The sequence below is a fragment of the Marinomonas algae genome (genome assembly GCF_047525555.1).
Taxonomy (GTDB): domain Bacteria; phylum Pseudomonadota; class Gammaproteobacteria; order Pseudomonadales; family Marinomonadaceae; genus Marinomonas.
Genome location: NZ_JBLIXK010000006.1, coordinates 1 through 13,851 on the forward strand (window position 1 = coordinate 1; position 13,851 = coordinate 13,851).

Annotated in this window: 12 protein-coding genes; 4 read left to right on the top strand and 8 right to left on the bottom strand. The window is 41.5% G+C overall.

The genetic code is table 11. The features are described from left to right. Positions 1–171 precede the first annotated feature (171 nt). The 5 genes from hpf to leuC all read right to left on the bottom strand — a co-directional run bounded on the left by hpf (position 172) and on the right by leuC (position 5,251). A complete protein-coding gene (hpf, locus tag ACMUMQ_RS09740; RefSeq protein ID WP_414681797.1) occupies positions 172–564 on the bottom strand; it encodes a ribosome hibernation-promoting factor, HPF/YfiA family in 393 nt (130 codons plus the stop codon). 288 nt (positions 565–852) lie between these two features. Then, positions 853–1,971, bottom strand: a complete 1,119-nt coding sequence (gene asd, locus ACMUMQ_RS09745) for an aspartate-semialdehyde dehydrogenase (RefSeq protein WP_414681798.1) — start codon at positions 1,969–1,971, stop codon at positions 853–855. A gap of 80 nt (positions 1,972–2,051) precedes the next feature. Next, positions 2,052–3,131 (bottom strand): 3-isopropylmalate dehydrogenase, encoded by a 1,080-nt coding sequence (leuB, locus tag ACMUMQ_RS09750; protein WP_414681799.1) that lies wholly within the window; start codon positions 3,129–3,131, stop codon positions 2,052–2,054. A gap of 30 nt (positions 3,132–3,161) precedes the next feature. After that, complete coding sequence (leuD, locus tag ACMUMQ_RS09755; RefSeq protein WP_414681800.1) at positions 3,162–3,812, bottom strand: 3-isopropylmalate dehydratase small subunit; 651 nt, start codon at positions 3,810–3,812, stop codon at positions 3,162–3,164. A gap of 11 nt (positions 3,813–3,823) precedes the next feature. Continuing rightward, positions 3,824–5,251, bottom strand: coding sequence for a 3-isopropylmalate dehydratase large subunit (leuC, locus tag ACMUMQ_RS09760; protein ID WP_414681801.1), 1,428 nt, complete (start codon positions 5,249–5,251; stop codon positions 3,824–3,826). Positions 5,252–5,344: 93 nt separating this feature from the next. On the opposite strand from leuC, the gene ACMUMQ_RS09765 reads away from it, so the two are divergent. Beyond that, positions 5,345–6,223, top strand: coding sequence for a LysR family transcriptional regulator (locus ACMUMQ_RS09765; RefSeq protein WP_414681802.1), 879 nt, complete (start codon positions 5,345–5,347; stop codon positions 6,221–6,223). A 10-nt stretch (positions 6,224–6,233) separates the two neighbouring features. Here the strand turns inward: ACMUMQ_RS09765 and ACMUMQ_RS09770 are convergent, their stop codons facing one another. From ACMUMQ_RS09770 to ACMUMQ_RS09780, 3 genes are all read right to left on the bottom strand, one after another. Then, positions 6,234–7,385, bottom strand: coding sequence for an MFS transporter (locus ACMUMQ_RS09770; RefSeq protein ID WP_414681803.1), 1,152 nt, complete (start codon positions 7,383–7,385; stop codon positions 6,234–6,236). A 152-nt stretch (positions 7,386–7,537) separates the two neighbouring features. Next, complete coding sequence (locus ACMUMQ_RS09775) at positions 7,538–8,596, bottom strand: AI-2E family transporter (protein ID WP_414681804.1); 1,059 nt, start codon at positions 8,594–8,596, stop codon at positions 7,538–7,540. 11 nt (positions 8,597–8,607) lie between these two features. Continuing rightward, entirely contained in the window at positions 8,608–8,853 is a 246-nt protein-coding gene (locus ACMUMQ_RS09780; protein WP_414681805.1) for a sulfurtransferase TusA family protein, read from the bottom strand. A 116-nt stretch (positions 8,854–8,969) separates the two neighbouring features. Between ACMUMQ_RS09780 and ACMUMQ_RS09785 the strand changes: the two genes are divergently transcribed. The 3 genes from ACMUMQ_RS09785 (at position 8,970) to ACMUMQ_RS09795 (ending at position 13,830) form a co-directional block, all read left to right on the top strand. Beyond that, positions 8,970–10,298, top strand: a complete 1,329-nt coding sequence (locus tag ACMUMQ_RS09785; RefSeq protein ID WP_414681806.1) for a M48 family metallopeptidase — start codon at positions 8,970–8,972, stop codon at positions 10,296–10,298. Between the two features lie 183 nt (positions 10,299–10,481). Then, positions 10,482–12,539, top strand: a complete 2,058-nt coding sequence (locus ACMUMQ_RS09790; protein ID WP_414681807.1) for a diguanylate cyclase — start codon at positions 10,482–10,484, stop codon at positions 12,537–12,539. Positions 12,540–12,582: 43 nt separating this feature from the next. Beyond that, positions 12,583–13,830 carry a tyrosine-type recombinase/integrase gene (locus tag ACMUMQ_RS09795; protein ID WP_414681808.1) on the top strand — a complete coding sequence of 416 codons (1,248 nt, stop codon included), beginning with the start codon at positions 12,583–12,585 and terminating at the stop codon, positions 13,828–13,830. Positions 13,831–13,851 lie beyond the last annotated feature (21 nt).

A 13,851-nucleotide genomic window follows, 5' to 3' on the forward strand; every position in this document is an offset into this window, starting at 1 on the left:
TGATCAACAACTGCCAATTTAAAGGCGAAGGAATAGTCTCTCTGTGTACGCTTAGGTGTTGTAGTCATTGCACTCTCCAATTGAAGTATTGAAAAGTGACAACCTTATTTAGGACGGGTCACTGGACACAAAAAAGCCTCGCAATGCGAGGCTTATCCTAGATCAAAAAATTTAAATAACTTCGCGCTCTACCAGCTCATCAAATTCTGCTTGCTGCTGACGCTCAAAAGGGGTTTCAACATCATGGGCGTTAATATGATGCTGGCGGCCGGAGTGTTTAGCTTTGTGCTTAATCAGTTGCTTCTCCAATTTACCAACTAAAAGATCAAGTGCCGGTTTAAGCTGTTTATCCGTTTTAACTGTTGCAAAAAGATCATGACCAGGAATATGCACACTGGCTTCGACAATTAATTCATGAATCTCATGTTTTTCGGTATTTAGAATCACTTTGATACTCGTAATTTGATTGTTGATACGAGATAAGTGATCCATTTTTTCTTTAACGACTGCTTGGACTTCTTCACCAGATTGTACGTGATGACCACTAATGTTCAATGTATACATAGAAAGTTTCCTTTTATTGAGTCAGTTGTTTTACTAAATAAATTAATGTTCCTCCTGCTAAGTCTATATAAATAATCTATGGCCCTTTTAAAGGCTTTTCAATGGTAAGTGCGTAAAATATTGTTCGAAATCATAAAACCTTACGTTATCTTTAGGAAAAGTTAACAAAGACTTACCTTATTCAAGTTAGCAAAGCTTTTCATAATTTGCACAGATTAATTTTAAAAGTTTTCAGGCAAAAAAAAGCACCCCGAAAGGTGCTTTTTAAAGTAAAAAATGACCAGAGAATTAATCTTCTAGTAGAATTCTTAGCATACGACGCAGAGGCTCTGCAGCACCCCATAATAGCTGATCACCCACAGAGAAAGCACTGATGTATTCAGGCCCCATATTTAATTTACGAATACGACCAACTGGAATATCCAAAGTGCCTGTTGCTGCTGTTGGCGTTAAACGCGCCATGGTTGCTTCTTTATCATTAGGAACCACACTCACCCAATCATTATGTTGAGCAAGAATCCCTTCGATATCTGCAACTGGAATGTCTTTATTCAATTTGATGGTGAAGGCTTGGCTATGGCAACGCATGGCACCGATACGCACACAAAGACCATCAACAGGGATAATAGAACCTGTATTACCAAGGATCTTGTTGGTTTCCGCTTGTGCTTTCCACTCTTCTCGGCTTTGACCATTGTCTAACTGAGAGTCAATGTATGGAATCAAGCTGCCGGCTAAAGGCACACCAAATTGATCAACCGGCATCGTATTAGAACGCATTTGTTCCGCTACTTTGCGGTCGATGTCTAAAATTGCGCTCGCAGGATCAGCAAGCTCAGAAGCCACTGAACCTTGCAACATACCCATTTGATTAATGAGTTCGCGCATGTGACGTGCACCGCCGCCAGAAGCCGCTTGGTACGTCATAGACGTCATCCATTCAATATGGCCTTTTTCAAACAAGCCACCGAGAGCTAACATCATCAAACTCACGGTACAGTTACCACCAGCAAAGGTTTTTACGCCATCTTTCAAGCCTTGCTTGATGACGTTTTGGTTAACTGGATCAAGAACAATAATCGCATCTTTATCCATACGCAATGAAGATGCCGCATCAATCCAGTAACCATTCCAACCAGCAGAACGTAACTGTGGGTAAATCGCCTTGGTATAATCGCCACCTTGGCAGGTAATAATAATGTCCATTTTTTTCAAGGCTTCAATGTCTGTTGCATCTTGAAGTAATGGAATATCTTTACCAATTTCTGGCCCTTTCTGCCCCGTTTGAGAAGTAGTGAAAAAGACTGGATCAATATGATCAAAGTCGTTTTCTTCTCGCATACGTTGCATCAACACGGAACCAACCATTCCGCGCCAGCCGACTAAACCTACAGTTTGTTTTGACATGGTTATCTCTACCTTTTTTTGTGGGGTCACTCATACCAAGAGCAATATCCCGAATGAAAACACCTAATATTGTTTTAATATTAAGCTTTTAATGCTGCCAATACCGCGTCGCCCATGGCTTGCGTACTGACTGTTTCGCATCCTTCTGATGCAATATCTGCTGTTCTTAAACCTAAGTCTAGAACCTTACTTACCGCTGCTTCGATGGCATCTGCCGCTTCTTTAGCATCCAAAGAGTAACGCAACATCATGGCAACCGATAAAATCGTCGCCAATGGGTTCGCAATGCCTTTGCCTGCAATGTCTGGCGCAGAACCATGACAAGGTTCGTACATACCACGACCTTCTGCATTTAATGAGGCAGAAGGAAGCATACCAATAGAGCCTGTTAGCATTGCAGCAGCGTCAGATAGGATATCACCAAACATGTTGCCAGTAACCATTACATCAAACTGTTTTGGTGCACGAACAAGCTGCATTGCAGCATTATCTACTAGCATATGAGTCAATTCGACATCAGGATACTCTTTCGCCACTTCTTCCATGATTTCTTTCCAAAGTACGGTTACTTCCAATACGTTGGATTTGTCGATAGAACACACTCGTTTACCACGTTGACGAGCCGCTTCAAATGCTGAACGACCGATACGACGGATTTCAGATTCGTTATAAACGTATGTATTAAAACCTTCGCGCTCGCCATTTTCCAATGTGCGAATACCACGAGGTTGACCAAAATAAATACCGCCTGTTAATTCACGGACAATAAGAATATCTAATCCCGCAACGATTTCAGGTTTTAGGCTAGACGCTTCTGCCAATTGTGGGTACAAAATAGCAGGACGAAGATTAGAGAAAAGTTCTAAATTAGAACGTAAGCCTAATAGACCTTTTTCTGGGCGAACCGCCATGTCCAAGCCATCCCATTTAGGACCACCAACAGCACCAAGCAAAATAGCATCAGCAGCTTTTGCTTTGTCTAGCGTTGCCTCAGGTAATGGTGAACCCGTTTCATCGTAAGCAGAACCGCCAACCAAAGCGCTTTCATGCTTAATATCCAAAGAATACTGCTCGTTCACTGCATCCAATACACGCACAGCTTGTGCAACAATCTCTGGACCAATACCATCACCAGGTAACACTAATACGTTCTTACTCATCTCAAATCCTTCAAGCTAATGTCTTAATTGTTATTTCTCTCGTGACAAGAAAAGCCACGGCGCTTCATTCATGCGTTTTTCTTCGTAACGGCGAATAGCGGAGTCTTGCTGCAACGTTAAACCGATATCGTCCAGACCGTTCAACAAACAGTGCTTACGGAAGTTATCTACTGGAAATTCAAAACTTGCACCCGATGGCGACGTTACTGTTTGTTTTTCCAAATCAATCGTTATTTGAGCGCCTTCTTTTGCCGCCACTTCAGCAAACAACTGATAAATCTCTTCTGCTTGCAACACAATTGGAAGCAAGCCATTCTTGAAACAGTTGTTGTAAAAAATATCAGCAAAACTTGGCGCAATAATAGAACGGAAACCGTAATCATCTAAAGCCCAAGGTGCGTGTTCACGACTGGAGCCACAACCGAAGTTTTGGCGAGCCAACAAGACACTCGAGCCAGAATAACGAGGCTGATTCAAGACAAATTCTTCTCGCAAAGGTCGGCCTTCACAAGATTGATCTGGCTGACCTTCATCTTGGTATCGAAGTTCATCAAATAAGTTCTTCCCAAAGCCTGTACGCTTGATGGATTTCAAGAACTGCTTTGGAATAATCATGTCTGTATCGACGTTTGCCAAATCCAAAGGAGCGGCTAAACCTGTGTGCTGAGTAAATGGACGCATACTTTCTCCTTTTAGTGTTTAACAAACTCGTTAACATCAACGAAATGACCAGCGATTGCCGCTGCGGCAGCCATTGCAGGGCTAACCAAATGAGTGCGACCACCAAAACCTTGACGACCTTCAAAGTTTCGATTGGAAGTAGACGCACAATGCTCGCCTGCTCCCAACTTGTCTGCATTCATTGCCAAACACATAGAACAACCCGGCTCGCGCCATTCTAATCCAGCCTCTTCAAATATGTGATGTAAGCCTTCTTTTTCGGCTTGCGCTTTCACCAAGCCGGAACCAGGTACAACAATCGCTTGCTTAAGCGTAGAAGCCACTTTGCGTCCTTTGACTACATCTGCCGCAATGCGCAAATCTTCAATACGAGAGTTCGTACAAGACCCGATAAAGACTCGGTCAAGTGTCACGTCAGCCAATGTTGTTTTGCCTTCTAAGCCCATGTACTTCCAAGCTCGAGCATAACCTTCTTTTTTCACTGGATCGGCTTGATCTTCAGGGCGGGGAATGGCTTCATCAATCGCAATCACCATTTCTGGAGAGGTTCCCCAAGTTACTTGAGGTTTAATGTCTTCTGCTTTGATAATAACCACTTCATCAAATTGCGCGTCTTTATCAGAAACAAGGTCTTTCCATGCTTCAACAGCCATTTCCCACTGTTCACCTTTTGGCGCGTAAGGACGACCTTTCACGTATTCAATCGTGGTATCATCAACCGCAATCAAACCCACGCGAGCACCTGCTTCAATCGCCATATTACAAACCGTCATACGGCCTTCCATAGACAAAGATTGAATACCAGTACCACCAAACTCAATCGCATAACCTGTACCGCCCGCTGTACCGATTGCACCGATAATCGCAAGTACAACGTCTTTAGCAGACACCCAAGGCGACAATTCACCGTCGACACGAACTAACATGTTACGGCTTTTCTTTTGCACCAAACACTGAGTTGCTAATACGTGCTCAACCTCAGAAGTACCAATACCATGCGCCAAGGCACCAAAAGCACCGTGAGTAGAAGTATGAGAGTCACCACAAACAACTGTCATGCCTGGAAGCGTCGCACCTTGTTCTGGCCCAACAACGTGTACGATCCCTTGGCGAATGTCTTTCATATCAAATTCGGTGATGCCGAATTCGTTACAGTTGTCATCTAACGTTGTCACCTGAATTTTAGACACAGGATCTTCAATTCCGTCCACACCTGACACACGCTCAACTTTAGTGGTTGGTACGTTATGGTCTGGTGTTGCTAAGCTTGAAGAGATTCTCCAAGGCTTACGCCCAGCTAAGCGTAAACCTTCAAATGCTTGAGGTGACGTCACTTCATGAAGTAATTGTAAATCGATATAGATTAAGGCACTGCCGTCATCTCGTTGTTGCACAAGGTGGCTATCCCACAACTTGTCATAAAGGGTTTTACCTGACATAAGTTCTCTCCTAAAAATCTTATTGCGCTATCCTAAATCTTTGGCTTAAATTACTCAAATTCATATTTTTCATATTTTGGATAATTTTTTGGAATGATAGACATCGCTGAACTCATTACCTTCATTAAAGTGGCCGAAACAGGTTCTTTTTCTCATGCTGCATCACAGCTTTTCGTGACACAGCCCGCTATTAGTAAGCGCGTCGCGGCACTGGAAAGTAATTTAGGAGTGCAACTCTTTGACAGGATTGGACGCCAAGTCCAATTGACCGAAGCAGGCATACGTTTATTGCCTAAAGCCAGAAAAATGGCTGAAGACCTTCAAGACATCAAACGCAGCATGTCACTACAAATGCAAGATGTCAGTGGTGAGCTTAGAATTTCCACCAGTCACCATGTTGGCTTACGACGTTTACCAAAGTCACTAAAGCGCTTCCAAGAAGACTTTCCAAGCGCACAACTAGAAATTGATTTCTCTCAATCTGAAGAAGCCTATCAAGATGTTCTAAAAGGCCGAGCGGAATTAGGCATCATTACCCTTTCCCATAAAGAAAACCCGTTAATTGAATCTTTGCCGATTTGGTCTGACCCTCTAACTTGTGTGGTTAGCAAAGATCATCCTTTGGCTAAAATAAAAAACCTGAGTTTAATGGAACTGGCGCAACATGCCTGCGTACTACCAAATAAAAACACCTTCACAAGGCAAATTGCCGAGCAAGTTTTTGGCAAACAAGGCTTAAAGCCACAAGTGAGGATGAACACAAACAACCTAGAAACTCTGGCCATGCTTGTGGGTATCGGCTGGGGATGGTCGCTGCTTCCTTCCACACTTGTTGATGACAAACTGGCGGTATTGAACCTCCCTGACTTAAACGTGGAAAGAAAGCTTGGAGTCATTCATCACAAGCAAAAAACCCTAAGTCGAGCAGCCCTTGCTTTTATTGAACTACTCAAAAACGAGGTCATCCGCTGACGGTAAACCGTTAACGACGCTGATGAAGCAACAAGATAACTAGAGCTAATGCACTGGTGCCAGACGCTGCTGTAAATACCCATGCGCCGCCAGCCCATTCCCATAAGTATCCTGCTATTACCATACCCAATCCACCACCTAAACCGATGGCGAAAGCACTGTACATGGCTTGGCCTTGCCCTGAATAGCGTTCTGGGAAAAGACGACGAATTTGCTCAATCGACACCATGTGAAATAAAGCGAATGTAATACAATGGAGAAGTTGAGTAAAAATCAGAATCCATAAAACAGAAGCAAACCAGCCAACTAAAAACCAACGAATAATGCCGAAAACGAAGCATATAATCACCAGATGAACCACATCTAATCGCTTGATGGCATTTCCGAAGAATAGAAATAGGATGATTTCAATAATCACACCTAATGCAATCAACAAACCAATATGTTCACCGCTATAACCAACATCCGATAAATGCACAGCAAAAAAAACATTAAATGGCGCGTGTGACATAAAAGCTAAAAAAGCCAACACAAAAAACAGAATTGACTCACGCCCTTTAAGCAGAGTTAGAAAAGAGGTTGTCTCTTTTTGAGTATTGACTTCATAAGCCTGCTCTTTAACAAAAAAGGTGGTTGCTGCGGCCAAGCCAATAAAAGTACACATCAAAGGAATAACAACCAAAACACCAAAATGCCCGATTAAAAAGCCCGCACCTGCGACGGCAAGCAGATACCCAATAGAACCACCCACGCGCAGTCGAGTATATGGAACATCCAGATGTCGAATACTTCTTACAGCAAGAGAGTCTGTCATCGGTAACAAAGCAGAATAGAACAGAGCCATCAAACACGTTAGCAACCAGAGAGTGGTAAATTGATCGCTCCAATTAAAGGGAATAACAGCAAAAAAGCACCCTAACACTGCAATTTGAAGCACACGTTTCGGCAAACCGACTTTAGTGGTCAACCAGCCCCAAAAGTGAGGAATGAGAATGCCAGACAAGGTAAAAGTAGACATTAAACGACCGATTTCCGATGCCGTTAGCCCTATCGATTTATAGTAAACCGAAATATAAGGCATCATTACCCCAATCAGAGCACAAAAGAAAAGGTAAAAGAAAAACAATGGCCAAGCGATTGGGCGTGCATTCTTAGCAAACATGAGTGACTCCGAGAAAGTACATACAATAGGTACAAAAGCTGATAATACAGATTACAGGAAAACAAGAAGATTTCAGTATGCTAGATACCAAAACTAAATGCCTGCTATTTCATTCTTTATTTCAAGCAGGCATATTGAGCGAACATCTTGGTCTAGTTGAGTGCTTCTTGATCCGGCCAAGCATTAATAATGGCTTTCACCAAGGTTGCTAAAGGAATTGCGAAGAAAATCCCCCAGAACCCCCATACACCACCGAAAAACAAAACCGCCACAATAATCGCCAATGGGTGAAGATTCACCGCTTCAGAAAATAGCAAAGGCACCAATACGTTACCATCTAATGCCTGAACAACTAGATATGCAGCAACAACATAGAGAAATTCATTGCCTGTTCCATATTGATAAAATGCTACTAACACCACAGGAACCGTCACAGCAGCAGCGCCAATATAAGGAATTAATACTGAAAGGCCGACCAATAATGCCAATAACTCAGCGTATCTAAGCCCGAACACCAAAAAGACAATGTAGGTTACAACCCCGACTACTAGCATTTCGATGAACTTACCACGGATGTAATTAGCAATTTGCTCATTCATTTCGTGGGCGATATTGCGCATCATCCTTCTTTCTTTAGGCAGCCATGAGGTCAAATAACTCAATATTTTTTCCTGATCTTTTAATAGAAAAAACATCACCAAAGGCACCAAGACCAAATAAATCATCAAGGAAAATAAAGACGGTATGCTCGACAAGGAGAACGACACTAGCCATTGCCCAAGACTTGCCGATTCATTTGCTAAAGAATTTACAATTTCATTAATAGAAGCTTGGCTAACATACTCACTGTGCCCTTCGGCGAACTGCAGAATTTCATCACGAATACCAGTAAACATGCGTGGTGCATCTTGAACAAAGCGCACAGCTTGACGCCAAATAATAGGCGCCATTAATCCGATAAAGACACCACAAGCACTCAGAAATGAAAAGAATACTAAAAATACTGAGGTTTTATGCCCAACCCCCAAGCGCTTTAATCTATCCACCACACCTTGGAGCAAGAACGCCAAAACAATGGCAACCAATACTGGCGCCAAAATCCCACCCCAAAACGCCAAAGCAACTAATGCTGCAATTAACAATAAGAGAAAAACAACTACTTCTTCATTCGAAAAATATCGCTTTAGCAAGGTATCAACAATTCTAAACATATAAATCCATCTCAGTTTTTCTGAATCAAAAAGGTATATACATCGTCTTCTTCGCTTACAGACAACAAAGAAAAACCAACTAACTCTACGTAATGGGGAATATCTTTCATAGAACCTGGATCACTCGCTTGAACAAGTAAGTGCTCTCCTTTTTCCATTTTACTCAAAGACAATTTGGTTTTAAGCAAAGGCATTGGGCAACGATCTTCTCTTGCATCCAAGATTACGTCATACTGAATACTTTGATGGTTCACCATTTTTGATTTTACCCAATAAATATAACTCCCATATTATGAGACTATTTTCTAACGTTACAACAGGCTTAAGCATCTTACTTTTTGTTTTTACGATATTTTTCTTTGCAAACACTGGTGTGGCTGCCATCCCAGATTTAGAAGCAAATAAAGACGAGCGATCTTTATCAAACCCATCCTATATATTGGGTCAACATTGGTTTAGAAAGCTCAATGGTAGCCGAGCATTGATCGATTTCCCACCAGCTTACGACTACCTTAAGGATACTCTGTCAAAGGTCCTTCCACAGACAAGCATTTATAACAAAACGGTTGAGATGACCTTGCTCAACAGCTCTAAAAGCAATGCATTTGTGATTCCTGGCAGTCATATGTTTATTTATTCTGACATATTAGAAACCATCACAAATGAAGACATGCTTCTAGGCTTGCTTGCCCACGAAGTTGCCCATTTGGAACTTAGGCACTATGAGCGTCAAAGTCAGCATTCCAGCGAAGAGTTACAAAAAACACTGACCTTAATCGGAGCCGGTATCGCTGCCGCTTTAGCAGGTGCCGATGCAGACGCAACCACAGCCCTTTGGCTAGGTGGTCTTGCAAACCAAGCTGAAAATACCCTGACGTACAGTCGCAACCAAGAACAGGAAGCCGATAGAAGAGGAAGACAGTATTTGATTTCTGCTGGGCTTTCACCTGAGGGGATGAATGATTTATTCCGAGCTTTTTTTAAGCGTGCACTTGGACGTCCAAAGCTAGAATTCTTATCCACTCACCCATCGCCTGATACAAGGTTATCAGACTCTTTTAGTACCGATACGAAAGAAACTATTATTAGCTACAAAGAGCTAAGTGACTTCGAGTACTTTCGAGCAACTCTTCTTGCTTATAGAGCCGGTTTGGAAGAACGTCCTTACGCTTATCTTGACCAGCAAATCCAGGACATAAATGCCAAAAACTTTGCCAAAGGGTTATTTTCTTACCTAATACAATCTCCTGACCGCTCAATCATGTTTTTAGAAAGACTCAAAAAACACAACCGCTTCACAGACTATTTAAAAGCCTTAAGCTTTACTGCAAACGGTCAAAAAGACAAAAGCATTGAAGTCATTGAGCAGCAGCTTGATATTGCACCTAACGATGTTATTTTCTCCATGCTTCTAGCTCAATTAGACAACTTGCAACCACAAGAAGTAAAAACTGATTATTTGTATGAAAAGCGCCTCTTCTGGAGAGCGAACATTCAGCACTTTCAAGCCATAGGGAACATTCCAATGGCCTTAAATTATCGAGCCATGCTTGATTTCAGCCAAGGCAAAGATAAAACCGCACAACTGCTCATCAAAAGAGCTCAAGTTGACGCCAAAGAGAAGGATAAAGATAAGATAAAAAAAACAGAGTTGTTCTTTGATCGAATAAAAGAAGCCGAAGAAAAAGAAGACATAAAATAACCCGAAAGCCTGACCGCTTGGTTCAATCGTTTAACATTCTAACAGGTTTCAATAAGGTCAACTTATCACTAATGATAAAGCTGCATTTTTGATCAAAAATTGATTATGTATACTTAAAGATTTATGTATACTTAAATAATACATTTAGCTTTCAACTAACAAATAAGGTATAGGCACTCCATAATGAACACCCCTGCTTTATATCGACAATATTTGAAAGCATTCCTTTTAGAACTTGCTCTATTACAAGCCATAAAATCTTACACTCAACCACTTCTTTTGACGCTTTTCCTTTTCTCGGTGAATCTTGCTAATGCGCAAGAAACAGAAGCTATAGGTTTAGAGAGTGGCAGCTCATCAATTGAAGATAGCAACTCAGCAGCTTCCACTATCATTGCTCAAGCAGATTCTGAATACGGTCAAAAAAATTACCTCAAAGCAATAGAAGAGTATAAGAAGGCAATACAATATCTTTCCGGTGAAGATAGATCGACAAAAAGAGAGTTAGCAAGAGCATATAAGCAAATTGCACAATCATATAAACGTCTTAAAGACAGAGAAAATACTGCTCTTTATTATAAAAAATCCTTAGAGACATTTACCGCTCTAGATGATAAGAAAAATATAGCCCGCACTCTGAATACACTCGCTGAAGCTGAGCGTTATTTAGGAAACCATATTGTTGCACTTGATGCATTGAAGAGAAGTTTAGCGTTACACGAAGAGATAGACGACCCCGAAGGTGAAGCAAAAGCTCTTATGGGGGCCGGTATCATTAACCGCCATATTGGCCTCTATGAAAAGTCCTTTGATTATGTGCACCAAGCCTACCAATACTATAAGAGTGTCAATAACTTATCTGGCATTGCAAAAACATCTAATGAAATGGGGCTTATTTACACTCGCTTAAAGTCATTCGAACAAGCTCGGTATTTCTACCAACAAACCATTAATATTCCCGAAGACAAAATAGACAGTAGCACATTAGCGACGGCCGCAAGAGAAATCGCTGTCATAGCCTTAGATGAAAAGGATTATAAAGCAGCCGAAGAAAATGCAGAAAAGGCCTATAACATCTACATAGCTGATAACGATAAAACGAAAGCCTCCATTGTCGCTAGAATACTCGCTAGTGCATATCGTGAGCAGGGGCAAAAAACCAATGCTATCGCTTACTATGAAAAATCTCTCTCTCTTGCTTATGACGTTGGAGATAAGTCATATCAAGTAAAAACCTTAATCCCTCTGGCCAAAGAACTTATTGAAATAGATACCAATAGATCGATTCAATTATTAAAAGAAGCATTGGCTCTTTCGATTGAAGAAGATATGAGGTTTCATCAGCTCTATAGTTACAACTCTTTGAGAAAAGCCGAAAAATCGTTAGGCAACTATTTAAGCGCATTAAAATATGCAGAAAAAGAGATTCTTACTGCTAAGCTTCTACAAAAAGAAAAAGACGATAACGAGGTTGTTCTTATGCGAGCAAAGCTTCACTCGAAGAAAATTGAAGTGGAGCTAGAGTCCTTAAAAGAGTCGAAAAAAATAGATCAGTTGCTGATAGAAAAAGGCAAAAAAGAGCTAGAAATCATAGAAAAAGAAAGGGAAATATCTAATCTTAAATTAGAGAAAAACAGATACGCCAATTTGATTCTAGCGTCACTTCTTATACTTTGCTTAGGTGTTTCTGTTTATATATACCACAGGTTCACAGCCTCCAAAAAGCATAATAAAGAGCTTAATTATTTAGCGACACGGGACCCATTAACAAATTGCTATAATCGCCGTATTTTATTTGATTTCATAAACAAATACTTTGATAGCACAACACCCGTCAGGGAATACTGCATCATCCTAATCGACGTTGACCATTTCAAAATGGTTAACGATACATATGGCCACAGTACAGGCGATAAAGTGCTTAAAAACGTAGCCAAAGTACTTCAAGATAGCATGGGGGATGATGGCATTGTATCGCGCTTTGGTGGTGAAGAGTTTTGCATCATACTGCCCTCTTCTTCTCAAGAAGAAGCCATGAGCAAAGCTGAGAAGATTCGTCAGAAAATAGAAGACGAAGATTTCGGAGATATTTCTATTACATGCAGCTTAGGTGTAACATCTATTGAGTTTCAAGCGCAAACTGCGACCGAACTCATCGATCAAGCGGATTTAGCGCTTTTCAAATCCAAATCACGTGGACGCAATCAAGTGACACTGTGGGATAAAAGTTTTAAGGAATAGCCTACACAGGTTAACCTAATTGCTCCGTAGGCATTAAAAAATCATGACACCTGTTGCTTTAATAGACAATTTAGAACACCTACCAAACCCTTTCACTCAATTTGAGACTATTGCATCACAGTTAAAAAACCATGCACCTCAACTGAAAGATCCAGAGTACCGACGCGATTTACAACTGGCTTTATGTTTCATTTATAGTTACAACGGCTCCCAAGCAACGTTCAACTCTTATCGACGAGAAGTTGAGCGTTTATTGCTTTGGTCGTGGAATATCGCATCATCACCCTCTACGCACCTACGACGAGATCAAATCGAAGAGTTCATCCACTTTTGCATGGCGCCACCTGAAAACTGGATCGGCACAAAAAATGTAGCTCGTTTTAAATTACACATGGGCGAAAGAGTGCCTAATGAATCGTGGCGCCCTTTTGTGGCGCACGTTAGCAAATTAGAATTTAAAAACGGTGATGTGGCACAAACAAAGCAACATTCATTATCACAAGCAGCGATTCGAGCAACCTTTTCCATTCTTTCATCTTATTATGGCTTTCTAATACAAGAGGAAGCAGCACAGCAAAACCCTGTTGCCCTCATTCGTCAAAAAAGTAAATTTGTTAAAAAAGAAGTCACCAGAAAGCAAGTTAGACGTATTTCCAATTTGCAGTGGGATTATGTGATTGAAACTGCAGAACTCTTGGCAGAGGAAGATCCTAGTACGCACGAACGTACGCTGTTTATCATGAATGCCCTACTAGGCATGTATTTACGAATTTCGGAGCTTGTTGCGGATGAACGATCCGCTCCTGTCATGGGAGACTTTATTAAAGACGCAGATGGTCACTGGTGGTTTAAAGTGCTTTCAAAAGGCAACAAAGAGCGACTCGTTGCCGTCTCCGATGACATGCTCAATGCTTTAATCCGTTACCGAAAATTTCGAGATTTGCCAACGCTTCCAACCATTGCGGAAAACACCCCATTGGTTCCTAAAAACAGAGGCCAAGGCGCCATGACCAGCTCTCGACAAGTTCGGAATATAGTGCAATTCTGCTTTGATAGAGCTTATGAGCGCATGTGTGAAGACGGCATGAGAGCGGATGCTGATGACCTACGAGTCGCAACCGTTCACTGGTTACGACATACAGGCATTTCCGAAGACGTGAAAACTCGCCCAAAAGAGCACGTTAGAGAAGATGCAGGGCACGCCAGCATGGCGACCACAGATAAATACATAGACACAGAATACAGAGAGCGGCATGCGAGTGGACGAAAGAAAACACTTCGGCCTAATTAACGAAGAGCCATCAAAGTTTTA